The sequence below is a fragment of the Mycolicibacter heraklionensis genome (genome assembly GCF_019645815.1).
Classification (GTDB): domain Bacteria; phylum Actinomycetota; class Actinomycetes; order Mycobacteriales; family Mycobacteriaceae; genus Mycobacterium; species Mycobacterium heraklionense.
The window spans coordinates 2,198,792-2,223,795 of record NZ_CP080997.1 but is presented as its reverse complement, the minus strand read 5'-3'; the positions used below and the strand labels follow the sequence as shown (position 1 = coordinate 2,223,795).

The window sequence follows — 25,004 nt, the reverse complement described above, 5'->3', positions numbered from 1 at the left end:
GTTCTCCTTGCTTTGTGTTGCTTTTGGGTCTTATTGCAGGTCGTTGAGGGTGGCGGCGAGTTCGGCGCCGGTCATCGGCTCACGGGCCGCCACGAAGATGGTGTCATCCCCGGCGATGGTGCCGACGACGTACGGTAGCGCGGCCCGATCAATGGCACTGGCCAGGTAGTCCGCCGCCCCGGGCGGGGTGCGCAGCACCGCGAGGTTTCCGGTGGCATCGGTGGACACCAGCAGCTCGCCCAGCAGCCGGCACAGCCGATCGGTGCCGCCGGACACTGCGCGCACCGGGCTGCCGTCCTCGGGCACCACGTACACCCCGGCTCCCCCGTCGACGCCGCGCAGCTTCACCGCGCCCAGCTCTTCGAGGTCCCGCGACAGGGTGGCCTGGGTGACCTCGATGCCGTCCGCGGCCAGGATCGAGGCCAGCTCCGTCTGGCTGCGCACCGACGCCGAGGACAGCACCTCGACGATGCGGGCCTGGCGGCCCACTCGCGTGACGGTGCTCTCGGCTCGGCTCATCGTGACCGTTCCAACAACCACACCAACAGCGCCTTCTGCGCGTGCAGACGGTTCTCGGCTTCGTCCCACACCGCGCTGCGCGGCCCGTCGATCACCGAGTCGGTGATCTCGTCGCCGCGGTGCGCCGGAAGACAGTGCAGCACCGTGACTTCCGGGTCGGCCAGCGCGACGAGTTCGTCGTTGATCTGGAACGGCCGAAACGGCGCCACCCGGTCCAGACCGTCGTCCTCCTGGCCCATCGAGGTCCAGGTGTCGGTGACCAGTACATCGGCGCCCGCGGCGGCCTTGGCCGGGTCCACGGTGAGCGTGACCGAGGCCCCGGTGTCCGCGGCGCGCTGCTGCGCGGCGGCGACGACGACGGGATCGGGCGTGAAGCCCTCCGGGGCGGCGACCGTGACGTGCACTCCGGCGGTGACGCCGCCGAGCATCAGCGAGTGCGCCATGTTGTTGGCGCCGTCACCGAGATACGTCAGCCGCAGACCTTTGAGCCCGCCCTTGCGTTCGGCGATGGTCTGCAGGTCGGCCAGCACCTGACAGGGGTGGAACTCATCGGAGAGCGCGTTGACGATCGGCACCGTGGCGGTCGAGGCCATCGCAGTCAGCCGGTCCTGGGCGAACGTGCGCCACACGATGGCGTCGACGTAGCGCGACAACACCCGTCCGGTGTCTTCCAAGGTTTCGTCGCGGCCCAGTTGGGTGGACCGGCCGTCGACGACGACGGCGTGGCCACCGAGTTGGGCGATGCCGATCTCGAAGGAGAACCGGGTGCGGGTGGAGTTCTTGTCGAAGATCACCGCGACCCCGCGAGGGCCTTCCAGTGGCCGGTGGCTGAACGGCTGCGCTTTCAGTTCCGCTGCCAGGGAAAGGATCTCGGCCTGCTCGGCCGGGGTGACGTCGTCGTCGCGCAGGAAATGGCGGATCATTGTGCAGCCTCCTTCGCGGTGTCGAGGATGCCCGGCAGGGCGGTGATGAAGCTGCCGATCTGCTCTTCGGTGACGATCAACGGCGGCGCCAACCGGACCACGCCCGCCGCGGCGGCGTTGACCAGGAAGCCGGCCTCCCGAGCGGCCAGTTCGACGGCTTTGGCCTTCGGCGCGGTCAGCACCACGCCCTGCAGCAGACCCTTGCCGCGGACGTGGTCGACCAGCGGATGGCCCAGTTCCTCGATGCCGTGGCTCAGCGTCTTGCCGAGCGTGCCAGCCCGGGTGATCAGGTCGTCGTCGGCCAGCGTCCGCAGCACCGCCAGCGCGGCCGCGGTGCACACCGGGTTGCCGCCGAAAGTGCTGCCGTGCAGGCCCGGAGTCAACAGGTCGCCGGCCGCGCCGACCGCCAGGCAGGCGCCGATCGGCAGCCCACCGCCCAAGCCCTTGGCCAGCGTGATGATGTCCGGGGTGATGCCGTCATGCTGGTGGGCGTAGAAGGCGCCGGTGCGCCCGATCCCGGTCTGGACTTCGTCGAGGACCAGCAGTGCGCCGTGGGCTGCGGTGATACCGCGAGCTTCGGCCAGGTAGCCGGCGGGCGGGGTGACGACACCGCCCTCCCCCATGATCGGCTCCAAGAAGACGGCAGCGGTACTCGAATCGACCGCCGCCGCAAGTGCTTTGGTGTCGCCGTAGGGGACGTGGGTGACGTCGCCGGGCAGGGGCTCGAACGGCTTCTGCTTGTCGGGCTGTCCGGTCAGCGCCAGCGACCCCATGGTCCGGCCGTGGAAGGCGCCCTGGGCGGCAACGATCTTCGTCTTGCCGGTGAGCCGGGTCATCTTGAAGGCGACTTCGTTGGCCTCGGTCCCGGAGTTGCAGAAGAACACCCGCGCCGGCGCGCCGAGATGATCGACCAGGCCCTCGGCCAGCGCGATGCCCGGCTCGGTCGCGTACAGGTTGGAGGTGTGGCCCAACGTGTTCAGCTGGGTGGTGACGGCCTCGATCACCGCCGGGTGCCGATGGCCGAGCACGTTGACCGCGATGCCGCCGAGCAGATCGACGTAGCTCTTCCCGGCCTCGTCGGTCACCACTGCGCCCTCGCCGCTGACCAGTGCCAGCGGCGGGGTGCCGTAGTTGTTCATCATCACCGCTTGCCAGCGATCTTGGAGGGTCACGCTTTCACCACCTTGGTTCCGGTGCCGGCGTGGGTGAACAGCTCGACCAGCACGCAGTGTTCGACGCGGCCGTCGATGATGTGGGCGCTGGGCACTCCGCCGCGGACGGCGCGCAGGCAGGCTTCGACTTTAGGGATCATGCCGGACTCCAGGCTCGGCAGCAGTTGCTCCAGCGTCGCGGTGTCGATCTCGCTGACCAGCGAATCGGTGTTGGGCCAGTCCGTGTAGAGGCCGTCGACGTCGGTGAGCATCAGCAGCTTCTCCGCCTGCAGGGCTTCGGCCAGGGCGGCCGCAGCGGTGTCGGCGTTGATGTTGTGCACCACGCCGTCGGGGTCGGGCGCCAGCGTCGAGACCACCGGAATCCGGCCTGCGGCAATCAGATCCAGCACCGCGGCGGTGTTGACCTGGTCGACGTCGCCGACCAGCCCGATATCGGTGGCGACCCCGTCGACGGTGACGCTGCGCCGCACCGCGGTGAACAGCGCCGCGTCCTCTCCGGTGATGCCGACCGCATACGGGCCGTGGGCGTTGATCAGGCCGACGAGTTCGCGACCTACCTGGCCGAACAGCACCATGCGCGCCACGTCGAGCACTTCCGGTGTGGTGACCCGGAATCCGCCCTTGAAGTCACCTTCGATGCCGAGCTTCTTCAGCATGGCGCTGATCTGCGGCCCGCCGCCGTGTACCACCACCGGGTGGATGCCGCAGTTGCGCAGGAAAGCCATGTCGGCGGCGAACGCGTGTTTGAGGGTGTCGTCGGTCATGGCGTTGCCGCCGTATTTGACGACGACGATCTTGCCGTGCAGCTGCTTGAGCCACGGCAGGGCCTCGGCCAGGACCTGGGCCTTGACGTGCGTGCTGAGTTGTTCGGTCATGAGCTATACGCGGAGTTCTCTTCGACGTAGGCGTGTGACAGGTCGGTGGTGCGCACCATGGCCTGCCCACTGCCGAGGTTGAGTTCCACGGTCACGTGGATGTCCGCCCCGGACAGGTCGACTTCCCTGGCGCCCGGCATGGGCATGCCATCGTGAAAGACCGGGGAGCCGTTGAACGACACCGTGATCCGGTCCGGGTCGATGGTGAACGGCACCATCCCCACGGCGGCCAGCACCCGTCCCCAGTTGGGGTCCGAGCCGAACAGCGCGGTCTTGACCAGGCTGTCGCGGGCCACGATCCGGGCGGCGATCAGGGCGTCGTCGTCGCTGCCCGCGCCGCTGACGGTGATACTCACCCGCTTGGTGACGCCCTCGGCGTCGGCCTGAAGCTGGGCGCACAGGTCGTCGCAGACGGCCAACACCGCGGCATCAAGGTCGTCCTGGCTGGGCGTGATCTCGCTGGCGCCCGACGACAGCAGCAGCACCGTGTCGTTGGTGGAGCAGCTACCGTCGATGTCGAGCCGGTCGAACGTCACCGCGGTGGCCCGGCGCAGGGCGGTGTCCAGCGCCTGGGCGTCGACCTTGGCGTCGGTGGTCAGCACCACCAGCATGGTGGCCAGCGACGGCGCCAGCATGCCGGCGCCCTTGGCCATGCCACCCACGGTCCAGTCGCCCTTGTGGTGCAGCGCAACCTGTTTGGGGACGGTGTCGGTGGTCATGATGGCGCGGGCGGCTTCGTCGCCGCCCACCAGGCCGCCGGCCATGGCCTGCACCACCTCGGTGACACCGGCCAGCAGCTTGTCCATCGGCAGCCGGTCACCGATCAGACCGGTGGAGCAGACCGCCACCTCGGCCGCCCCGGTCTCGGTGCCCCAGTCCGACAGCGCCGCCGCGACTGCTTCGGCCGTGCTGTGGGTGTCTTGGAAGCCGTCCGGGCCGGTGCATGCGTTGGCACCGCCGGAGTTCAGGATCACCGCCCGCAGCCGGCCGGCCTTGAGCACCTGCCGGCTCCAGAGGACCGGCGCGGCCTTGACCTGGTTGCTGGTGAACACGCCGGCCGCGGCGTAGTCCGGCCCTTCGTTGAACACCAGCGCCAGGTCCGGATTTCCGGAAACCTTGATGCCGGCGGCGATTCCGGCGGCCCGGAAGCCTCCGGGTGCGGTGACGCCCTGCTCACGCAGCAGTTTCTGGTCGGTCATGGCGCCACTCCCACGGTCGAAAGCCCTTCGGTCTCCGGCCAGCCCAGCGCCAGGTTCATCGCCTGGACGGCGGCACCACCGGTGCCCTTGACCAGGTTGTCGATCGCGGCGATCGCGATAAACGTCGAGGCGTCCTCGTCGATGGCGACCGCGAGGTGGGCGGCGTTGCTGCCGATCACCGATCCGGTCTTGGGCAGTTGCCCCTGCGGCAGCAGGTGCACGAACGGCTCGTCGTGGTAGGCCTTTTCGTAGACCGCCCGCAGTTCGGACAGCGGCGCCGTGGTCTTGGCGGTGCAGGTGGCCAGGATGCCCCGCGACGCCGGGATCAGCACCGGGACGAAGGCGACGGTGACGTCGCGGTGGGTGACCGCCCGCAGCCCCTGGCCGATCTCCGGGGTATGCCGGTGGGCGCCGCCGATGTTGTAGGCCCGCGCCGATCCGATGACCTCCGAGCCCAGCAGGTCGACCTTGGCGGCCTTGCCGGCACCGGAGGTGCCGCTGACCGCGACCACGGTGACGTCGGGTTCCACGAGTCCCGCGGCGACGGCCGGGAACAGCGCCAGCAGCGCCGCGGTCGGATAGCAGCCCGGCACCGCGATCCGCCGGGCGTTAATGAGTTTGTCCCGGCCGCCGGGCAGCTCCGGCAAGCCGTACGGCCAAGTGCCGGCATGCGCCGAGCCGTAGAAGCGTTCCCAGTCGGTTGGGTCGCCCAGCCGGAAGTCCGCTCCGCAGTCGATGACCACGGTGTCGTCGTCGAGCTGCTCGGCCAGCACTGCCGAATGTCCGTGCGGCAGGCCCAGAAACACCACGTCGTGTCCGGCGAGGGTGTCGACCTCGGTCGGTTCGAGGACACGGTCGGCCAGCGGCACCAGATGCGGGTGTTGTTCGCCCAGGGTGCTGCCGGCGTTGCCGGCGGCCGTCAGCGCGCCGATGCTCAGCCGGCCGTCGGCGTAGGCGGGGTGTCCGAGCAGCAGCCGCAGGATCTCCCCGCCGGCGTAGCCGCTGGCCCCAGCCACCGCCACTTTGATCGCTTTGGTCACCGGGCGATTCTGCATGATTATGCGTCTATACGCAAACTAATTACGTTCACTTTCGCGAGAGTGCGTGTTTGCGCCACAACCTGCGGCGTGTCGCGTACAACCACGCACCGTCGCCGCCGGTGACTGACGGTAGCCGACGGTCAGTTCGACCCGGCATCGCGGTAGGCCTCCAATAGGCGCAGCCACACTTCGCTGATCGTCGGGAAACACGGCACGGCGTGCCACAGCCGGCTGATCGGCACCCGGCCGGCGACGGCGATGGTGGCCGAATGAAGGAGCTCGGCCACACCGGGGCCGACGAATGTGACCCCGAGCAGGACCAATTCGTCGGCGTCGACCACCATGCGCGCCCGCCCCCGGTAGCCGTCGGCGTGCAGCTTGGCGCCCGTCACCGCGTCACCGATCTCCACGTCCACCACCTGCACCCGGTGACCGGCCTGTCGTGCCTGCTCGGCGGTGAGCCCGACCGCGGACGCTTCGGGGTCGGTGAAGAAGACCTGCGGCACGGCGTGATGGTCCGCGGTGGCGGCGTGCACGCCCCACGGCGCGGTGTCCAGCGGTGTCCCGGCGGCTCGGGCTCCGATGGCGTCGCCGGCGATGCGGGCTTGGTATTTGCCCTCGTGGGTCAGCAGTGCGCGGTGGTTGGCGTCGCCGCACGCATACAGCCAGCCGTCGTCGACGGCCCGCACCCGGCAGGTGTCGTCGACCTCCAGCCAGTCGCCGGGAGTCAGTCCGACGGTTTCCAGGCCGATGTCGCCGGTGGCCGGGGTGCGGCCGGTCGCGAACAGGATTTCGTCGACCTCTAGTTCGCTGCCGTCGGTCAGCTCCAAGCGCACCGGACCGTCGCCCACACGCTGCAGCCGGGCAACCGAAACACCGGTGCGCACATCGACTCCGGCGTCGGTGAGCCCGCGGGCGACGTATTCGCCGACGAACGGTTCCATCCGCGGCAACAAGCCCGAGCCGCGCACCAGCAACGTCACCGCCGAGCCCAATCCCTGCCAGGCGGTGGCCATCTCAACGCCCACCCCGCCGGCCCCGACCACGGCGAGGCGCCGGGGCACCGACGTGGCCTCGGTGGCTTCGCGGTTGATCCACGCACGGGCGTCGGCCATTCCCGGCAGGTCCGGCAGGGACGCGCGGGTGCCGGTGCAGACGACGACGGCGTGCCGGGCCGTCAGCGTCACGTCGCCATCGGCCGTGCTGACGACCACCCGTCGTGGCCCGTCCAGGCGGCCGTGGCCGCGCACCAGCGTCGCGCCGATCCCGTCGATCCAGTCCGCCTGCCCGGAGTCGTCCCAGTCCCCCACATAGTGATTGCGGCGCTTGAAGACCGCGGCGGCGGCGATCGGGGAACTGACGGCTTCGCGGGCGCCGGCCACCCGGCGGGCGTCGTCGAGAGCGAGCACCGGCCGCAGCAGGGCCTTGCTGGGCACGCATGCCCAGTAGGAACACTCGCCGCCGGCGAGTTCGCGTTCCACGATCGCCACGGTCAGCCCGGCAGCCCGGGCGCGGTCGGCGACGTTCTCCCCGACCGGTCCGGCGCCGAGGACGACGACGTCATAACTGGCGGATCGGGTCATGTGTCCGAGTCCTCTCGGCCGGGGTTTCCCCCAGCATGCCGGAGCATGGGGGTTCGCGATACCCCGCGAGCGTGCGTAGTTGTACACCTGGGCGCGGCGTGTCGTGTGCAAACACCTTCGTAAGTGGTTTTTGTCAAGGGGGTTGGGGGGCCTGCCCTGTCCTCGTCTCTACGTAGTTCGTCAAACGGGTTTGGTTCCCAACTGCGTTCAACCGAGTTCAGTGAGGATGGGCGGGGCCTGCTCAGGGTGTCTGGCGAGGTCACCCAATGGTTGCCTCATGCACGTGTGGAGCTTGGCCCCAACCGAGTTATTCGGGTGGATCGTGATGGTCAGGCGGCGGCCAGTGGCACCACCTCCGCGCCGGCACGGACTGCATCCCAGTGCACCCGGTTGGTAACGACGACATGGATCCAGCGCAGCAGTGCCGCGGCCAGCGCAGCGCGTGCCTGACCATCTGAGAGCGGATTGGCCTCGCGAGTGGTCAGGTTTCGGTAGCGCTCGGCCATCACCGGGTTGTGCAATAGGGCACCCCACACCGCGCGCCAGGCAGCCAGTCGCAGCCCGGGCCGACCGCGCCGGGAGATTCGGGCACGACCCGCAAACGTACCGCTGGCATTGTCGCGCGGGCACAGTCCAGCGTGCTTGACCAGCGAACGAGGGCTGTCGAAACGGGTGGGGTCACCGGTTTCGGCCAAGATGGCCGCCGCCCCGACCGTCGAGAGTCCGGGAATGCTGGTGACATAGGCGGTCAGGTCCAGCTCATCGAGGACGGCGACCATGCAAGCCTGCACCTGGGTCAACCGTGCGGTGGCCGCACGCCAGTCCCCGAGCACCCACCGGGCACGCTCGAGCATGCCGGGGCGCTGAGCCAGCACCCCTCGGCGGTCAACCAGAGCGACGAACACCGCCTCGATGATCGATCGGCGGCACCGCTTGCCGCCCCAACGCGGCAGCTCACGGCGTACCGCGGCTTCAAACCGCGGCAGACCCCATCGAGCCAACCGCTCCGGCCGACCCGCGCAACGCTCCAGTGCTACCGCCACCGCAGCACACCAGTTGACCGACTCAAACGGCGATGCAGCAGCCTCCAACACCCCGGGCCATGCGCACTCCAGCAAATCACGTATTTGCTGCATGCAGGCGGTGGATTCGGTGACCAACCGGCTGCGCCGCGCCCCCTGCTGACGCAGCCGTGCCCAGGTCTCATCAGCACGCTCCGGCACATAGCAGTGCAGCTGGGCGGTCAGCCGCGCGATCAGCATCGCGTCCTTGTCATCGCTTTTATCTCGGGTGTAATCCTCGGCTTCCCGAGCCTTGCCCACAAGCATCGGGTTGACACACACCAGCGTCATATCGCGTTCGCTCGCAAGCTGATTGAGCACCATCCAACGATGTCCCGTCGGCTCACACGCCACCGTCACACCGGCGAACCCCGCCTTGCGCGCAGCGCCCAACGCCCAGTCCAGTACCGGCCCCATGTCCCAGGCCCGCTCCCGAACCGTCTTCCGGGCCAGCACCTGCGAATCATGGTTACACACCGCCACCGCCTGCTTGCGATCCGCCAAATCAATCGCCACGATCGCGTGACCTACCGGCACCAGCTCCCGCAACCGCGCCAACCTGGCATTGCGGCGCCGATCACCACGCGACAATCCACTACCCTGAACCACGACGTCCTCCTCGCTGTTTTGGGACACCAAGCCCGTCAACGACAGCAGGAGGACGTCTTCTACATCCAGACTTTCAACGACACGCGCCATAGCTCTCTTACTACGCACCCCCGCGCCAGGAGGAGCTACCCCCGCAGGGCGGCGCCGACGGCCTCTCCGGCGCGGGCCACGGCGGCGTCGCGGGCGGCGCTGGCCTCGTCCTCGGTGAGCGTGCGATCGGCGGCCCGGAAGCGCAGCGCGAACGCGAGCGACTTGCGGCCCTCACCGACCTGCGGGCCGGTGTAGACGTCGAACAGCGCGATGTCCTCCAGCAGCTCACCGGCGCCCTCACGCACCGCGTCGGCCACCGATTGGGCGGTCACCTTCTCATCGACCACCAGGGCCAGGTCCTGGAACACCGCCGGGAACGGCGAGACCCGGGGCGCCGGCAGCGCGGCGGTCACCGGGATGGCGTCCAGGTTCAGCTCAACAGCACAGGTGCCCTTGGGCAGGCCGGCGCGTTCGACGACGGCCGGGTGCAGCTGGCCGGCGTGGCCGATCAGGGTCTCGCCGACGAGCACCTCGGCGCAGCGGCCCGGGTGCCACGGCAGATACGCCGCGGAGCGCAGCGTGACCTCGACACCGCTGGCCCGGGCGATCACCCGTGCCGCCTCGATGGCGTCGGCGGCTTCTACCGGCCGGCCCGGGCCCCACGGCCCGCGGGGTTCGGCCAGGCCGGTCAGCGCGACCGCGATGTGCTGCGGCTGGCGTGGCAGGGCCGCGTCGATGCCGGCGATCTCGGCGTCGGTGGGGCGCCGGACCGGGGTGACGGCCGGGAACTCGGCCGGGCCGGCCGACTGCACCACCTGGGCGATCGCGAACAGTGCGACATCGCTCATCCCCCGGGACACGTTGCGGCCCAACGCCTCCAGCAGGCCCGGCAGCAGGGTGCTGGCCAGCTGCGGCCGATCGGCCTCAAGCGGGTTGAGCACCGACACGGTGTTACGGCGCGGGTCGTCGTCGGCCAGGCCCCAGGTGTCGAACACTCCGGCGGGCAAGAACGGTGTGGTGAGCACCTCGACGTAGCCGGCCAGGGCCAGCGACTTGCCGATCGCGCGGCGTCGGCGCTGGGTGGCACTCAGCCCACGCCCGGCCGGTGCGGTCGGCAGGACCGACGGGATGGACTCCAGCCCCTCCAGCCGCAACACCTCCTCGACCAGATCGGCGGGCTGACGCAGGTCCGGACGCCAGCTCGGTGGGGTGACCGTGAGTACGTCACCGGCGGCCGCCACGTCGCAGCCGATCTGGGTGAGCCGCCGCACGGTGGTGCCATCGGGGTAGCTCACCCCCGCGGTGCGGTCCGGCAGGTCGGCGGCGATCTCGATGGCAGCCGGGTTCCAGTGCTCGACGGGCGGGTCGCCGCGCCAGTCGGTCAGCCCCGCCCCGATGACTCCGCCGGCGATCTCGGCCAGCAGTGTCGCGCAGCGGTCCAGCACGGCCACCGAGATAGCCGGGTCGACGGAGCGCTCGTAGCGCCGCGCCGCCTCGCTAGGCAGGTGTAGGCGCCGCGCGGTCCGCGACACCGCCGCGGGATCCCAGATCGCGGCCTCCAGCAGCACATCGGTTGAGTCGTCGCGCATTTCGGTGCTGCCCGAGCCCATCACGCCGCCGATCGCGGCGGTCGCGACGTCGTCGACGATGAGCACGTCGACCGGCTCCAGCTTGCGTTCGATGTCATCCAACGTGGTGACGGTCTCGCCGGCGGCGGCGAAGCGGACGTCGAATCCGCCGGCGATGCGGGCCCGGTCGTGGGCGTGCATCGGGTGGCCGAGTTCGACCATGACGTAGTTGGTGGCGTCGACGGCCGGCGAGATCGCCCGGATGCCACACAGTGCCAGGCGGCGCTGCAGCCACCACGGCGATACCGCCGCCGGGTCGATACCGGTGACGCTGCGCAGCGCGAAGCGGCGCACCCCGGTGCCCGGCTGCACGCTCAGCGGCCAGGCCTCCCCCTCCGCGGGCAGCGCCGGTACCGCAGCCGGGTCGGCGAAGTCCAAGTCCAAGGCGCAGGCGATGTCACGCGCCAGCCCGCGCACCGACATGCAGTAGCCGCGGTCGGGGGTGATCGCTAGCTCATAGACCACATCGTCCAGACCCAGCACCTCATGAGCGTCGGCGCCAGGTTCGGCCGTGCCCGCCGGCAGCACCAGGATGCCGGAATGGTCGGTGCTCAGCCGGATTTCGGAAGCCGAGCAGATCATCCCGTCGGAGGTGCGGCCGTAGGTCTTGCGGGTGGCAATCGCGAAGTCACCAGGCAGCACCGCTCCCGGCAACGCCACCACCACCAGATCGCCGACGGCGAAATTGCTGGCACCGCAGACGATGTCGCGCGGCTCCGCTTCGCCGACGTCGACGCGGCAGGCCCGGATCGGCTTCTTGAATTCGGTGAGTTCCTCGATCTCGACGACGCGACCGACCTTGAACGGACCGGTGACCGGACCCAGGGTGTGCACGCCCTCGACCTCGTGGCCGATTCGCAGCAGCGCCTGCTCAAGTTCCTCGGCGGTAATGTCGAAGCCCGGCGCGCCGGCGATCAGCGTCTCACGCAACCAGCTGTAGGGGATGCGCATCAGGCACCCACCCCGAACGGCAGGGAGAACCGGACGTCGCCCTCGACCATGTCGCGCATGTCGGGAATACCGTTGCGGAACTGCAGGGTTCGTTCCAATCCCATACCGAACGCGAAGCCGGAGTATTCGGCCGGGTCGATGCCCACCGCGCGCAGCACGTTGGGGTGCACCATCCCGCAGCCGCCCCATTCCACCCAGCCGGGTCCGCCCTTCTTGCCCTCGAACCAGATGTCGACCTCGGCCGACGGCTCGGTGAACGGGAAGAAGTGCGGCCGGATACGGGTCTTGGCGGCCGGCCCGAACTCCGACTGAGCGAAGGCGTCCAGGGTGCCGCGCAGGTGCGCCATGGTCAGTCCACGGTCGACCGCCAGGCCTTCGACCTGGTGGAACACCGGGGTGTGGGTGGCGTCGAGTTCGTCGGTGCGGAAGGTGCGCCCGATCGAGACGACGTAGACGGGCAGTTCGCGGGCCAGCAGGGCGCGGATCTGCACCGGGGAGGTGTGGGTGCGCAGCAGTTGCCGCGATCCGGGCGGGGCGATGTGGAAGGTGTCCTGGTCGCTGCGCGCGGGGTGGTCGACCGGGAAGTTCAGTGCGTCGAAGTTGAAGTGTTCGGCTTCGACCTCGGGGCCCTCGGCCAGTTCCCAGCCCATCGCGACGAAGGTGTCGGCGACGTGTTCGGCCAGCATGGTGATGGGGTGCCGCGCGCCGACGGGCTTCCGGGCCGAGGGCAGGGTGACGTCGATGCTCTCGGCGGCCAGCACGGCAGCGTCGCGCTCGGCGCGCAGGGCCGCCAGGCGCTCGTCGTAGGCGCGCTGGGCGTCGGTGCGGGCGGCGTTGACACGCTTCCCCGCGTCGGCGCGCGCGGTCTTGTCCAGTTTGGCCAGCGCCTGGCGTGCCAGTGCCAGCGGCGCCTTGTCACCGAGGTGCTCGGTTTTGGCGTGGGCCAACGCATCCAGGTCGGCGGCCGCGGCAAAGGCGGCCTGCGCTGCCTGCAGCGCCGAGGTCAGGGTCGCGTCGGAGACGACGGACGGGTCGACTGGTTGTTCGCCCACGCGAGGAAACTCCCTCTACTGGCTGTGATTTTGGCTGAGACGCAAGCGTCGATCTTATCGACATGACGACGAAAGCCCCGCACGCGGTGGCCGGTGTGCGGGGCTTTCGTCGGATGGGTTAAGGCGCCTTGGGCTCGGCTCCAGCGCCGCCGGCGCCACCTTCGACACCGTTGGTGTCGGTAGGTGCGGCGGGCTTGGTGCCGGCCGCACCTGCCACGCTGCCCGCCTTACCGCCGGTGCCGCCGGTGCCGCCGGCACCGCCCTTGGTGTTTCCGAGGCCGTTGCCGCCGTCGCCACCCTTGCCGCCGTCGCCACCGTGGCCGGTAGTGGCGGAATCAGTGCTGCTGCCGCCGTTACCGCCCGCACCGCCGGCGCCGACTGTGACCGCCTGGCCGTTGGTCGGTGCGGTAGCACTGCCGTTGAGGCTGCCGCCGTTACCACCGGCGCCGCCCTTACCGCCGTCACCGCTGGTGCTGTTGCCGCCCGCGCCACCGGCGCCGCCGGCCTGTGCCCGCCAACTGCCGTTGCCGCTGTCGCCGCCCTTGCCGCCGTCGCCGCCATCTCCGGTGGTGCCGGTTCCGCCCGCTCCGCCGGCCCCGCCGGTGCCGCCGGAGCCGTACTTGCTTCCGCCGGTAATGCCGGCGGCGGCCGTACCGCCGTCACCGCCGTTGCCGCCGGCCTCACCGTTGCCACCGGCGCCGCCGGTGCCCCCGCTGCCGCCGAAGCCGAGGATCTGGCCCTTGCCGGCCAGGTTGCCGTTGGCGTCATTCCAGCCAGTGCTCTCGCTGCCGGTGCCACCGTTGCCGCCCTTGCCGCCGACACCGTCGGTGCTGGCCCCACCGGCCCCACCACTGCCACCGCTGCCGCCGGTGATGGTGCCCTGTCCACCAGCGCCACCGTTGCCGCCATTGCCGCCGTTGCCGCTGTCGGGGGCCGGAGCGTCATCGGTGCCGGCACTGACGGTTGCAGCGCCCCCGGCTCCACCGGCACCGCCCGCGCCGCCCCAGATGACAACAGTGCCGTCTTCGGGAGCTTCCTCGATCCCACCGCCGAGACCACCATTGCCGCCGGTGCCACCGGTACCGGTGGTTGCCGCACCACCAGCACCGCCGGCGCCACCAGCGCCGGAGACGCCGAGGATGGTGCCGGCCGCAAACTTGTTGGTGAATCCGTCGATGCCCCAGGTGCCGTCGGACGACCAGCCGGTAGCGACTGCGCCGGCACCACCGTCGCCGCCCTTACCGCCTCCGGTGGTGCCGGCACCGCCGGCACCACCCGCGCCACCGGTGCCGCCGTACTGAGTGCCGGAGCCGGCGGTGCCGCCCTTGCCCCCGTCGCCGCCGACGCCGTTGGTCGCGGCTCCGCCCTTTCCGCCCGCACCGCCGTTGCCGCCCTTGGTGGCGGTGGTGGTGTTGGTGAAGTCGGATTTAGTGCTGGACCCGTTGCCGCCGTTACCGCCGTCACCACCATCACCAGCGACCGTGCCGCCCGCACCGCCCTTGCCACCAACACCACCATTGCCGCCGGTGGTTGCGGTGCCGGTGGTGGCGTAGGCGTTTCCGCCCAAACCACCGGTGCCGCCATCGCCGTTGGTCCCGCCCGTGCCGCCGTCACCGCCGGTGCCACCGTTCAGGTGCAGAGAGTCGCCGGCCGCGCCGTTGCCGCCACTGCCGCCGTGGACATTGTTGGGGTCGTAGATCCCTTGGCCGTCCGCACCGGCGGTACCGGCTTCGCCGCCCGTGCCGCCAGTACCTGCGTCGCCCGCCGCGCCGGCCTTACCCACCGAGCCCACGCTGCCGACGTTGCCGCCAGTGCCACCGGACCCGTAGCCATACTGGCCCTTGGAATCCCACTCCCCGTTGGCCCCGTCACCACCGTTGCCCCCCGCACCCGCCTGGCCACCGTCACCGCCGTTGCCGCCGTTGCCGTTGGTGCCGGAGTCGGACCCGCCGCCGGCACCGCCGGCGCCACCGTTACCACCGTTGTAGCCGGCGCCGCCGTTACCGCCATTTCCGTTGCCGCTGGCGAAGTCGCCGTCAGCACCCGTCAGGCCGGTTCCGCCGTTACCCCCATCGCCACCATTGCCGCCCTGGCCTCCGGTGCCGGTACCGGCGCCCTTGCCGCCATTGCCACCTGTGCCGCCGTGACCGCCGTTGCTCGGGATTGAGCCGTTGCCGTCGGCGCCGTTGCCGCCGGTGCCACCGTCGCCACCGGCACCATTGCTCCCTGCGTAGGCGTTGCCGCCGTTGCCGCCGCTGCCGCCATCGCCGCCGTATTTACCGTCGCCACCGTTGCCGCCCTTGCCGCCGTCGTTGTGCAGCGCGGTACCGGCGGCACCGTTGCCGCCGTTACCACCCGAGCTGGCCTGGGAGGGGAAGATGCTGCCGTCTTCACCCTGAGCGCCGGTGGCGCCTGCATCGTCGCCCTCGCCGCCGCCGGCGCCGCCGGCCCCGCCGTTGCCGACCTCTTCGCCGTTTTGACCTGCCTGACCGCCATTGCCGCCGCTACCGTCGCCGCCGTTGTCCCAGGTGCCGTTCGCGCCGTTGCCGCCGTTTCCGCCCGCACCGACGGCCCCGCCGGCACCGCCCTGGCCACCAGCACCGTTAGCTCCGTCGGAGCCGGTGTCGCTCTGGGCCGCACCGGCTAGACCGCCCTTGCCGCCCACACCGCCGTCGAAGCCGTTGCCGCCTTGGCCACCATTGCCGCCGTTGTCGCCCGCAACGGTGGCGTCTTGACCGTTCGTGCCCTTAATGCCGTCGTGCCCGGCTCCACCGGCACCACCGACACCGCCATTGCCGCCGTTACCCGCTTCGGTACCGCCCTTGCCGCCGTTGCCGCCGACACCGCCCGTCCCGCCGACAGCCGCGCTGCCGCCGTTCATGTCGTTACCGGCCGTACCGCTGATCCCGCCGGCACCGCCGGTACCACCCGAGCCGCCGTTGCCGATCTTGCCGCCGTCACCACCGGTCCCACCGTTGCCACCGGTACCAGCATCGTGGGTGGCATCACCGGCACCACCTGCGCCACCGGTACCACCAGCGCCGCCGTTACCGGTGTCGCCGCCGACGCCACCGTTACCGCCGAGACCACCATTGCCGGCGGCATTGCCGCCCTCGGCGTCGGCGCCGGCGCCACCGGTGCCACCCCTACCGCCGTTGCCGTTGATCGTGCTGGCCGCGCCGTCCGCGCCCTTGACACCGAGCGTGCCGCCGGCACCGCCGGTGCCGCCTACACCACCGACGCCACCATTACCGCCGTTGCCGCCGGTACCGCCGTTGAGCCCAGTGGGGTTGTCCTCACCCGCTGCGCCGGTGCCGCCCTGGCCGCCTTCGCCGCCGGCGCCGCCCTTGCCGCCCGCACCGCCGGTGCCGAACAGGGAGCCGCTCGCAGCACCGCCGTTGCCGCCCTTGCCGCCCGCGGCGCCATCGTTACCGGTACCACCAATACCGGTGCCGCTATCAGCCCACGTGCCAATGATGCCGGTCGCGCCGGTCGCGCCCACACCACCGTCGCCACCCGCGCCGCCGATCCCGAAGAGCCAGCCCATCGCGGCGCCACCATTGCCGCCGTCACCCCCGTCACCGCCGGCGCCACCCGCGCCGCCGATGCCCATGATCGAGCCGCCGAGGCCGCCCGCGCCGCCGTCGCCGCCCACAGCACCCGCGCCACCGGCGCCGCCGTTGCCGAACCAGCCGGCGTTACCACCCATGCCGCCGCCGATCGAAGCGTCGGCGTCCTCGTCAGCGCCCGCGGAGTAACCGGCCCCGCCGTCACCGAACCACAGCCCGCCGTCGCCGCCATTGATGTGGTCCGCCGTGCCGTCGGCGCCGTCGCCCAGATAGATCTGGCCTTCGGGCGCCCAGCTGTTGACCATGTTCACGATCCAGGCGTTGGCCGAGTTGTCGATCCACGACTCCATGGCCGAGTGGAACGGCTGGTAGAACAGCGTGTTGAACAGCGCCGAGACGTCGAACGCACTGGTGTCGGCGGCGCTGCCCGGGTCCGAGCTGAACCACGAACTGATGTCCCAGGCGTTGCTGTCCCAGCCGCTCGACGAGTCTGAGACGGGGGTGAACAGGTTGTCCAACCAGTCGAAGTCCCAGTCGGCGCGCGCCGTGGGAGCCGCCGCCAACGGGGCCATGCCGAACGTCAGGAACGCCGCCGCCGTGCCACCGGCGCCCACCAGCCGATTCGTCTTACGGCCGTTGTTCCGACGCTGCTGCCGACCTGACATGATTCCCCGCTTCTGCGTTAAGACGACCTGTGTAAACCGGTCAAATAGTTACGTTGCTCACCGCAGGGTATTCCAAGGAACGGGCTTCATCCACTCGTGCGCAGCAATCTGACCGGCCCGCAAGCCAGTTAACGACGCGCAATCAGTCGGTGTCCGAAGGGCTCTGGCGAACTACCTTCAGGCGGTACATCGTCAGATCCGCCGGGACGCCGCTGGTCTTGGCGGCGAGCACCTGACGGCGCGCCCGCTTGGCTACCACGCCCAGCTCATCAAGGGCGGCCGGATCGATACGTTCCAAGGTCGGCCCGGAAACCACGATCCCGCCCTTGGCGGCGCGTTCCATGACCCGGGCGGCGATGTTGACGTCCACGCCCAGCCAGTCGTCGGCCAACCGCTGCGGCCGGCCGGTGTGGATGCCGACCCGCATCCGCGGCGTGTGCCCGTTGACCTCTACCTCGCGGATGGCCTCTTGTGCCTCCAGGACCGCGGCGACGGCGACCAGCGGATCCCGGAACACGGCCATCAGCCCGTCGCCCATCCGTTTGACGATGCGTCCACCCGCATCCAGCAGCGGCGGCTCAATCGCGCGCGACACCCGCCGCAGCAGCGTCAGGGTGGCGTCGTCGCCGGACTGCAGCGACCACGTTGAGAAACCGACCAGGTCGGTGAAGACCAGCGTCGCCTCAGCATTGCCCGGCACCCGCGACATCCGTTGGGTCAGGGCCTGCCAGACCTGCAACGCGCCCAGGCTGACTTCACGGGAGGCCGCCGAGCGATCTCCCATCAGGCGATCGGCCGCCCGCGCGGCGGCCTGCGGTCCCCCGTCTCCGGCGGTGGACAGCGGATCACCGAACTCCGGGTCCCCGGGCAGCACCCGTCGCACCCGCCGGACCAGGTCAACGATCCGGACGTCGTTGGTGGTGCGGTTCAGCCAGGCCGCGGCCTCATCCAGGGAGAACGTTGGGCGGCGGTTGGGGCTGGGCTGGTCGGGCATCTCCACCGCCTCCCCGAGCCCATCAGCCTGCCGAGGGGCCGGCTCGAGGTCCATGTGACTCAGGGTAGGTGGCGCTCACGGAGACCGGCAACGACCCCGACAGTGGCACACGCCACGATCGGCGGTTTTCATGCGACGCGCCACAACGAATGTAGACAACGGCCGTTGTCACAATTATCGTAGTTTCAGGTTTCAAGACAGGAGACGTGATGACCGTTACGCCGACCGCGTCCGTTGAGCAGGCTTCCCCGCCCGCCGACGAAGGTGCCCAGAGCGTTGCCAAAACCGCTCCCAAACCCGCTCCCGCGGTGGAGCCGTTGAACTCCGATTCGCTGACCTGGAAGTACTTCGGCGACCTGCGCACCGGCATCATGGGCGTCTGGATCGGCGCCATCGAGAACATGTACCCCGGCCTGGGCGCCGGCGTGACCGAGCACTCCAGCATCTTGAGTGAGCCGATGCAGCGGGTGACGCGGTCGGTGTACCCGATCATGGGCGTGGTCTATGACGGCATCCGGGCACAGCACACCGGCGCATCGATCCGCGACTACCACCGCGACATCAAGGGGGTCGACGAGAAGGGCCGGCGCTATCACGCGCTGGACCCCGACACCTTCTACTGGGCGCACGCCACGTTCTTCATGTTGATCATCAAACTCGCCGAGTACTTCGACGGCGGGCTCACCTTGGCCGAGAAGCGCCAGCTCTTCGACGAGCACGTGCAGTGGTACCAGATGTACGGCATGAGCATGCGGCCCGTCCCGAAGTCCTGGGAAGAGTTCTGCGAGTACTGGAACCGGGTCTGCGAGGACGAGCTGGAGCTGACACCGGCCGCCATCGACATCTTGAACATCCGCATCCCGAAGCCGTGGTTCGTCCCGATGCCCGACGCGGTGTGGCACCAGATGTTCAAACCGGCGCTGGCGGCCCAGCGCTGGGTGGCGGCAGGGTTGTTCGAGCCGGTGGTGCGGGAAAAGGCCGGTCTGCGCTGGTCAGAGAGCGACGAGGTGCTGCTGCGGCTGCTGGGCAAGGTCAGCCACGTGGCATTCAGCTTCGTGCCCGACGAGATCCGGCTGCACCCGCGCGCGCTGGCCGGATACCGACGCGAGCAGGGCAAGATCCCCAGCGACACACCGCCCATCGAAGCCCCGTGGTTCAGCGGACCGCCAAAAGACCGGCGCCGCAGCGGGATGCACTACGTCCCGCCGGTCAGCCGGGGCATGAAACTGGTGGAGCGCGCCGGGGCGCTGATGCACAGCACCTTCTCGCTGGCCGCCGGCAGCGGCCTGACCCCGCGACCGCCACGCCGCAAGCCCAAGGCCGCCTAACCCCGGCGCTGGGCTCGCGCGCTTTGGTAGAGGCAGATCGCTGCTGCCGCAGCAACATTGAGGCTCTCAGCCCCGCCTGCCATCGGAATGCGCACCCGGTGGTCGGCGGCGGCTGCGGCCTCGGCCGGCAGACCCTGGGCTTCCGGGCCGAATAGCCACGCAGTCGGCGCGGTCAGCACCGGATCAGCGTCGTCGAGGCTCAGCTCCCCGTCCAGTGCCGTCGCCAGCACCTGCAAACCCGCCTCCCCCAACGCGGCGAGCACGGCGTGGGTGTCAGCGGCCACGACCACCGGGACGTGGAAGATGCTGCCCGCAGAGGAGCGCAGACACTTGCCGTTGTAGGGATCAACGCTGTTGCCGGTCAGCACCACCAGATCGGCGCCGGTGGCGTCGGCGATACGGATCAGAGTCCCGGCGTTACCGGGCTCGCCGATGCCCACCGCCACGGCCACCAGCTGCGGATGCTCGGCCAGTGATGCGTGCAGATCCGCTTCGGCCTGCGCGCACACCGCGACCAATCCGGCCGGAGTGACGGTGTCCGACAACGCTTTAGCCGCGCGGTCGGTGACCAGCTGGACCGGTACCTGCGAGCAAGCCAGCAGGTCGTGGTGACGCTGCGCCGCCGACTCGGTGGCGAAGACCTCGAGGACCAGGCCGCGAGCGATGGCGGCCTCGATCAGATTGGGCCCCTCGGCCAGGAAGCGCTGTTCGCGCTTCCTGGCCACGTGCCGATGCAGCTTGACCGCCGCGACCACCCGGGCCGAACGTTCGGTCAGCATCGGCTCGGTTCGGGTCAGGCAGCCTCGCCGGAGGGCGCGTTGACATCCTCGGGCAGCGCGGCCCGGGCGACCTCGACCAGCGCGGTGAAGGCAGCCGCGTCGCTGACGGCGATCTCGGCCAGGTTCTTGCGGTCCACCTCGACACCGGCGGCCTTGAGGCCCTGGATCAGCCGGTTGTAGGTGATGTCGTTGGCGCGGGCCGCGGCGTTGATGCGCGAGATCCACAGCTTGCGGAACTCACCCTTGCGGGCGCGACGGTCGCGGTAGGCGTAGGTCATTGAGTGGAGCTGCTGCTCCTTGGCCTTGCGGTACAGCCGCGACCGCTGGCCACGGTAACCCTTCGAAGCCTTCAGGACTGTACGGCGCTTCTTCTGGGCGTTGACTGCGCGCTTCACGCGTGCCATGGGGTGTTCCTACTCTCGTTGGGGCGTAAGGGGGTTGCGTTGCAAAAGCGGCAATTAGCCGTTCAGCATCGCGTTGACGCGCTTGGTGTCGTTGGCAGACACCGCGGTGCGGCCGGCCAGCCGACGGGTGCGGGTGCTCGGCTTGTGCTCGAGCAGGTGGCGGGCGTTGGCCTTCTGCCGGACGATCTTGCCGGTTCCGGTGCGACGGAATCGCTTCGAAGCGCCGCTGTGGGTTTTCGCCTTGGGCATGTTTCCTCAGTTCTGCTGTCGGGTTTTCAGTTCTCGGGCTGCTGCTCGGCCGCGTCCGCCGCGGGGGCGGGGGCGGGGGCGGGGGGCTTGGCGCCCGCGCCGGCGTCTTCTGCTGCCTTGGCACGGGTTTTCGCGCCGCGGTGCGGTGCCAGCACCATCGTCATGTTGCGTCCGTCTTGCTTGGCGGAGGTCTCGACGAAGCCGTACTCGGCCACGTCGGCGCCCAGCCGCTGCAGCAGGCGGTAGCCGAGTTCGGGCCGGGACTGCTCACGGCCGCGGAACATGATCGTCACCTTGACCTTGGCCCCGGCTTCGAGGAAGCGGACCACGTGGCCCTTCTTCGTCGCATAGTCGTGGTCGTCGATCTTGGGACGCAGCTTCTGTTCCTTGACGACGGTCTGCTGCTGGTTCTTGCGAGACTCGCGCTCCTTCTGAGCCGCCTCGTACTTGTACTTGCCGTAGTCCATGATCTTGCAGACCGGCGGTTTGGCGGTCGGTGCGACTTCGACAAGATCAAGATCGGCATCCGCGGCGACGCGAAGCGCATCTTCGATGCGCACAATGCCTACCTGCTCCCCGCCCGGGCCGATCAAACGAACCTCAGGTACACGAATGCGCTCGTTGACGCGGATCTCAGTGCTGATGGGACCTCCTTGGGTAGTCTTCGGTCGCGGCCGCCGCAGTGCTCGTCCGGACGCAGCGGCGCTGACCCCACCCACCAGCAAAAAAGCCCTGCACGAAGCAGGGCCCATACCGACCGATCACGGCCTGAACAACATCAAGCCGCCTGCGCACCGCGCAGAGCAGGCGGTTTACACCGCCTGCGACCGGACCACTGAGCCCAAGGATTGCTCCTCGGCTAGTGGTGGGAGGGAACTCCACTTGCTGTCCTGGCGTACGCCGGGACGGTCGCGAAAGCGAGTCTAGCAGCAGTTCAGCGCTGCTTCCTCCCGGCGATCGCGACCACCGGCGATTCCTCACATATTTTTCGCGGCTTTTCTGCTTATTCTCGCGGGCTATGACGTTGACTGTGCCGTCCGCGCCGCGCTCACGCAGCCGCTCGACGACCCGGTTCCACTGGGTGCCCGCGGCAGCCGCCTGGGCCGTCGGCATCGCCGCCACGTTGTCGCTGCTGGCGAGCATGTCACCGGTGATCCGCTGGGTGATCCGGGTGCCGCGTGAGTTCATCGACAAATATCTGTTCAACTTTCCCGACACCAGCCTGGCCTGGGCATTCGTGCTGGCCTTGCTGGCCGCCGCACTCAATGCGCACAAACGCATCGCCTGGTGGTTGCTGATCGCCAACCTGGTGGTCGCCGGCGGGTGGAACGTCAGCCGGCTGGTGTCGGACACCTCCGACCGGTTCCAGGTCGTCAGCGGCGTCGCGGGCCTGGTGCTGCACGTGGTCGCGATCGTGGTGCTGGTGGCAGCCCGCGATGAGTTCTGGGCCAAAGTACGGCGCGGTGCGCTGCTCAAGTCCGCCGCGGCACTGGTCGCCGGCTGGACGGTGGCGATCCTGCTGTGCTGGGGGCTCATCGAGCTGTTCCCCGGCACGGTGACGCGTCCGTTGCGGCTGCCCTATGTGGTGAACCGGGTGGTCGGCTTCGGGCTGCTCGAACCGGACTTCTTCCCCGGAAAACCGGATTTCGGGCTCAAGGCCCTCTGCGGGCTGCTCGGGGCGCTGGCCCTGATCATCGCGGCCATCGTGTTGTTCCTGTCCCAGCGGGCCGACAACGCCCTGACCGGCCAGGACGAGTCGGCGATCCGCGGGCTGCTCGAGCAGTACGGCCAGAACGACTCGCTGGGCTACTTCGCCACCCGCCGCGACAAGTCGGTGGTGTTCGCCCCCAGCGGGCGCGCCGCCATCACCTACCGGGTCGAGGTGGGTGTCTGCCTGGCCAGCGGCGACCCGGTGGGCGATCCGAAGGCATGGCCGCAGGCCATCAACACCTGGTTGCGGGTCTGCAAGGACTACGGCTGGGCGCCCGGGGTGATGGGTGCCAGCTTCGCCGGTGCGCAGGCTTTCCGCGACGCCGGCCTGAGCGCCCTGGAACTGGGCGACGAGGCGATCCTGCGACCCTCGGAGTTCAAACTGTCCGGGCCGGACATGCGCGGGGTCCGCCAGGCGGTCACCCGGGCCCGTCGCTCGGGCCTGACCGTGCGGATGCGCCGGCACGGTGAGATCGGCGCCGACGAAATGGCGCGGGTCATCGAACACGCCGACGCCTGGCGCGACACCGAATCCGAGCGCGGGTTCTCCATGGCTCTAGGCCGCCTCGGCGACCCGGCCGACGCCGACTGCCTGCTGGTCGAGGCGGTACGCGGCGATCCGCAAACCGGCGAAGTGGTGGCGATGCTGTCGCTGGTGCCGTGGGGGCACAGCGGGGTTTCGCTGGATCTGATGCGCCGCTCACCGCAATCCCCCAACGGCACCATCGAACTGATGGTCAGTGAACTGGCGTTGCAGGCCGCCACCATCGGCGTCAGCCGGATCTCGTTGAACTTCGCGATGTTCCGGGCTGCCTTCGAACAGGGCGCGCAGCTGGGCGCCGGTCCGGTGCTGCGACTGTGGCGCCGGCTGCTGATGTTCTTCTCCCGCTGGTGGCAGCTGGAGACGCTGTACCGCTCGAACATGAAATATCGGCCGGAGTGGGTGCCGCGCTACGCCTGCTACGAGGACGCCCGGTTGATCCCCCGCGTCGGCGTGGCCTCGGTGATCGCCGAAGGCTTTCTGGTGCTGCCCTTCTCACGGCGCAACGAGCAGCACACCGGACACCACTCGGCCGTACCGGCCACGGTGGCCGCCACCGGGCGGCTGCACAACGACGGGACCGCACCCGACGACGTGCACGGCAGTGCTGCCGGCGAGTTCGGCGAGCCCGCTGAGCCGCTCCCCCGGCTGCCCGAACAGGTCCGGGTCCGGATGGCCAAGTTGAAGTCCTTGCAGGACAGCGGCGTCGACGCCTACCCGGTGGGGTCCCCGCCCAGCCACAGCGTTGCCCAAGCTCTGGCGAGCAGTGGCGACGAGACCGTGTCGGTGGCCGGCCGGGTGCTGCGGATGCGCGACTACGGCGGCGTGCTCTTCGCCCAGCTGCGTGACTGGTCGGGTGAGGTGCAGTTGCTGCTCGACAATTCGGTTTTGGCCGAGGTCAGCCATGCACGGGCCGCGGACTTCAGCGCGGGTGTCGATCTCGGCGACCTGGTCCAGGCGACCGGCCGAATGGGCCACAGCCGCAACGGAACACCGTCGCTGCTGGTGCAGCACTGGCGGCTGGTCGGCAAATGCCTGCGCCCGCTGCCCGACAAGTGGAAAGGGCTGACCGACCCCGAGGCCCGGTTGCGGACCCGCTACGTGGACCTGGCGATCAACACGCAGGCGCGCGAGCTGATCGCAGCCCGCAGCAATGTGCTGCGTTCCATCCGGGACACCTTGTTCGCCAAGGGATTTCTGGAGGTCGAGACCCCGATCCTGCAGCAGCTGCACGGCGGGGCCAACGCGCGCCCGTTCGTCACCCACATCAACGCCTACGACCTCGACCTGTATCTGCGGATCGCCCCGGAGCTCTACCTCAAGCGGTTGTGCGTGGGCGGGGTGGAGCGGGTGTTCGAGCTGGGCCGAGCATTTCGCAACGAGGGCGTCGATTACAGCCACAACCCGGAGTTCACCCTGCTCGAGGCCTACCAGGCCCACGGCGACTACCTGGCCTGGATCGACGGAGCACACGAGCTGATCCAGAACGCCGCGGTGGCGGCCAACGGTGCGCCGGTGGTGCTGCGCCCGGGCGCAGACGACAAGCTGGAACCGGTCGACATCTCCGGGCAGTGGCGGGTGCGCAGCGTGCACGACGCGGTGTCCGACGCGCTCGGCGAGCAGATCGACGCCGGCACCGACCTGGCCACGCTGCGCCGATTGTCCGACCGCGCCGGTGTCCACTACCTGCGGCAGTGGGATGCCGGAGCGGTGGTGCTCGAACTCTACGAGCACCTGGTCGAGGCCCGCACCGAGAAGCCGACGTTCTACACCGACTTCCCCACTTCGGTGTCGCCGCTGACCCGGCCGCACCGCAGCAAGCCGGGCGTGGCCGAGCGGTGGGACCTGGTGGCGTGGGGTGTGGAGCTGGGCACCGCCTACAGCGAACTCACCGATCCGGTGGAGCAGCGCCGCCGGCTGCACCAGCAGTCGCTGCTGGCCGCCGGCGGCGACCCCGAGGCGATGGAACTCGACGAGGACTTCTTGGCGGCCATGGAGTACGCGATGCCGCCGACCGGCGGGCTGGGCATGGGCGTGGACCGCCTCGTCATGCTCATCACCGGCCACAGCATCCGGGACACCCTGCCGTTTCCGCTGGCCAAACCCCGCTGACCGGCGTTCCG

General features: G+C 69.8%; 18 protein-coding genes. 2 read left to right on the top strand and 16 right to left on the bottom strand.

Annotation, left to right across the window (positions count from 1 at the left end; translation table 11 throughout):
• Positions 1-30: 30 nt before the first annotated feature.
• The 12 genes from K3U94_RS10375 to K3U94_RS10320 all read right to left on the bottom strand — a co-directional run bounded on the left by K3U94_RS10375 (position 31) and on the right by K3U94_RS10320 (position 17,924).
• Entirely contained in the window at positions 31-519 is a 489-nt protein-coding gene (locus K3U94_RS10375; protein ID WP_047320983.1) for an arginine repressor, read from the bottom strand.
• Positions 516-1,442: an ornithine carbamoyltransferase gene (gene argF, locus K3U94_RS10370; RefSeq protein ID WP_220696405.1), complete on the bottom strand. Its 927-nt coding sequence runs from the start codon at positions 1,440-1,442 to the stop codon at positions 516-518. Before argF ends, K3U94_RS10375 begins: the two co-directional genes overlap by 4 nt.
• Positions 1,439-2,614, bottom strand: a complete 1,176-nt coding sequence (locus K3U94_RS10365; RefSeq protein WP_220696404.1) for an acetylornithine transaminase — start codon at positions 2,612-2,614, stop codon at positions 1,439-1,441. Before K3U94_RS10365 ends, argF begins: the two co-directional genes overlap by 4 nt.
• A complete protein-coding gene (argB, locus tag K3U94_RS10360) occupies positions 2,611-3,489 on the bottom strand; it encodes an acetylglutamate kinase (protein WP_047320986.1) in 879 nt (292 codons plus the stop codon). Before argB ends, K3U94_RS10365 begins: the two co-directional genes overlap by 4 nt.
• Positions 3,486-4,688 carry a bifunctional glutamate N-acetyltransferase/amino-acid acetyltransferase ArgJ gene (argJ, locus tag K3U94_RS10355; RefSeq protein ID WP_220696403.1) on the bottom strand — a complete coding sequence of 401 codons (1,203 nt, stop codon included), beginning with the start codon at positions 4,686-4,688 and terminating at the stop codon, positions 3,486-3,488. The genes argB and argJ overlap by 4 nt, the downstream gene beginning before the upstream one ends.
• Positions 4,685-5,743 carry an N-acetyl-gamma-glutamyl-phosphate reductase gene (gene argC, locus K3U94_RS10350; protein ID WP_220696402.1) on the bottom strand — a complete coding sequence of 353 codons (1,059 nt, stop codon included), beginning with the start codon at positions 5,741-5,743 and terminating at the stop codon, positions 4,685-4,687. Before argC ends, argJ begins: the two co-directional genes overlap by 4 nt.
• 125 nt (positions 5,744-5,868) lie before the next feature.
• Positions 5,869-7,311 (bottom strand): dihydrolipoyl dehydrogenase family protein, encoded by a 1,443-nt coding sequence (locus K3U94_RS10345; RefSeq protein ID WP_220696401.1) that lies wholly within the window; start codon positions 7,309-7,311, stop codon positions 5,869-5,871.
• A 329-nt stretch (positions 7,312-7,640) separates the two neighbouring features.
• The gene (locus K3U94_RS10340) at positions 7,641-8,981 is read right to left on the bottom strand and encodes an IS110 family RNA-guided transposase (RefSeq protein WP_157864287.1); all 1,341 of its coding nucleotides are present in this window, start codon (positions 8,979-8,981) and stop codon (positions 7,641-7,643) included.
• 125 nt (positions 8,982-9,106) lie between these two features.
• Positions 9,107-11,590 carry a phenylalanine--tRNA ligase subunit beta gene (gene pheT, locus K3U94_RS10335; RefSeq protein WP_220696400.1) on the bottom strand — a complete coding sequence of 828 codons (2,484 nt, stop codon included), beginning with the start codon at positions 11,588-11,590 and terminating at the stop codon, positions 9,107-9,109.
• On the bottom strand, positions 11,590-12,642 hold the full coding sequence (gene pheS, locus K3U94_RS10330) for a phenylalanine--tRNA ligase subunit alpha (protein ID WP_047320991.1): 1,053 nt from the start codon (positions 12,640-12,642) through the stop codon (positions 11,590-11,592). The genes pheT and pheS overlap by 1 nt, the downstream gene beginning before the upstream one ends.
• 118 nt (positions 12,643-12,760) lie before the next feature.
• The gene (locus K3U94_RS24125) at positions 12,761-16,876 is read right to left on the bottom strand and encodes a PGRS repeat-containing protein (RefSeq protein WP_267878353.1); all 4,116 of its coding nucleotides are present in this window, start codon (positions 16,874-16,876) and stop codon (positions 12,761-12,763) included.
• 142 nt (positions 16,877-17,018) lie between these two features.
• Complete coding sequence (locus tag K3U94_RS10320) at positions 17,019-17,924, bottom strand: adenylate/guanylate cyclase domain-containing protein (RefSeq protein ID WP_082134232.1); 906 nt, start codon at positions 17,922-17,924, stop codon at positions 17,019-17,021.
• 155 nt (positions 17,925-18,079) lie between these two features.
• Between K3U94_RS10320 and K3U94_RS10315 the strand changes: the two genes are divergently transcribed.
• On the top strand, positions 18,080-19,198 hold the full coding sequence (locus K3U94_RS10315; protein WP_082134233.1) for an oxygenase MpaB family protein: 1,119 nt from the start codon (positions 18,080-18,082) through the stop codon (positions 19,196-19,198).
• On the opposite strand, the gene K3U94_RS10310 is transcribed toward K3U94_RS10315, so the two are convergent.
• The 4 genes from K3U94_RS10310 to infC are packed head-to-tail and all read right to left on the bottom strand — an operon-like array spanning position 19,195 to position 21,313.
• A complete protein-coding gene (locus K3U94_RS10310; protein WP_220696399.1) occupies positions 19,195-19,977 on the bottom strand; it encodes a TrmH family RNA methyltransferase in 783 nt (260 codons plus the stop codon). The two genes, K3U94_RS10315 and K3U94_RS10310, sit on opposite strands and share 4 nt — an antisense overlap.
• A 14-nt stretch (positions 19,978-19,991) precedes the next feature.
• Complete coding sequence (gene rplT / locus K3U94_RS10305) at positions 19,992-20,381, bottom strand: 50S ribosomal protein L20 (protein ID WP_024442881.1); 390 nt, start codon at positions 20,379-20,381, stop codon at positions 19,992-19,994.
• 54 nt (positions 20,382-20,435) lie between these two features.
• The gene (rpmI, locus tag K3U94_RS10300; protein ID WP_047320993.1) at positions 20,436-20,630 is read right to left on the bottom strand and encodes a 50S ribosomal protein L35; all 195 of its coding nucleotides are present in this window, start codon (positions 20,628-20,630) and stop codon (positions 20,436-20,438) included.
• A gap of 26 nt (positions 20,631-20,656) precedes the next feature.
• The gene (infC, locus tag K3U94_RS10295; protein WP_220696756.1) at positions 20,657-21,313 is read right to left on the bottom strand and encodes a translation initiation factor IF-3; all 657 of its coding nucleotides are present in this window, start codon (positions 21,311-21,313) and stop codon (positions 20,657-20,659) included.
• Positions 21,314-21,711: 398 nt separating this feature from the next.
• Between infC and lysX the strand changes: the two genes are divergently transcribed.
• Positions 21,712-24,993 (top strand): bifunctional lysylphosphatidylglycerol synthetase/lysine--tRNA ligase LysX, encoded by a 3,282-nt coding sequence (lysX, locus tag K3U94_RS10290; protein ID WP_434084924.1) that lies wholly within the window; start codon positions 21,712-21,714, stop codon positions 24,991-24,993.
• Positions 24,994-25,004: the final 11 nt, after the last annotated feature.

Coding starts and splice junctions, on each gene's coding strand:
- K3U94_RS10375 (WP_047320983.1), bottom strand. CDS start 519: ATGAGCCGAGCCGAGAGCACCGTCACGCGAGTGGGCCGCCAGGCCCGC.
- argF (WP_220696405.1), bottom strand. CDS start 1,442: ATGATCCGCCATTTCCTGCGCGACGACGACGTCACCCCGGCCGAGCAG.
- argB (WP_047320986.1), bottom strand. CDS start 3,489: ATGACCGAACAACTCAGCACGCACGTCAAGGCCCAGGTCCTGGCCGAG.
- argJ (WP_220696403.1), bottom strand. CDS start 4,688: ATGACCGACCAGAAACTGCTGCGTGAGCAGGGCGTCACCGCACCCGGA.
- argC (WP_220696402.1), bottom strand. CDS start 5,743: ATGCAGAATCGCCCGGTGACCAAAGCGATCAAAGTGGCGGTGGCTGGG.
- K3U94_RS10345 (WP_220696401.1), bottom strand. CDS start 7,311: ATGACCCGATCCGCCAGTTATGACGTCGTCGTCCTCGGCGCCGGACCG.
- pheT (WP_220696400.1), bottom strand. CDS start 11,590: ATGCGCATCCCCTACAGCTGGTTGCGTGAGACGCTGATCGCCGGCGCG.
- K3U94_RS24125 (WP_267878353.1), bottom strand. CDS start 16,876: ATGTCAGGTCGGCAGCAGCGTCGGAACAACGGCCGTAAGACGAATCGG.
- K3U94_RS10320 (WP_082134232.1), bottom strand. CDS start 17,924: ATGGACCTCGAGCCGGCCCCTCGGCAGGCTGATGGGCTCGGGGAGGCG.
- K3U94_RS10315 (WP_082134233.1), top strand. CDS start 18,080: ATGACCGTTACGCCGACCGCGTCCGTTGAGCAGGCTTCCCCGCCCGCC.
- K3U94_RS10310 (WP_220696399.1), bottom strand. CDS start 19,977: ATGCTGACCGAACGTTCGGCCCGGGTGGTCGCGGCGGTCAAGCTGCAT.
- rplT (WP_024442881.1), bottom strand. CDS start 20,381: ATGGCACGCGTGAAGCGCGCAGTCAACGCCCAGAAGAAGCGCCGTACA.
- rpmI (WP_047320993.1), bottom strand. CDS start 20,630: ATGCCCAAGGCGAAAACCCACAGCGGCGCTTCGAAGCGATTCCGTCGC.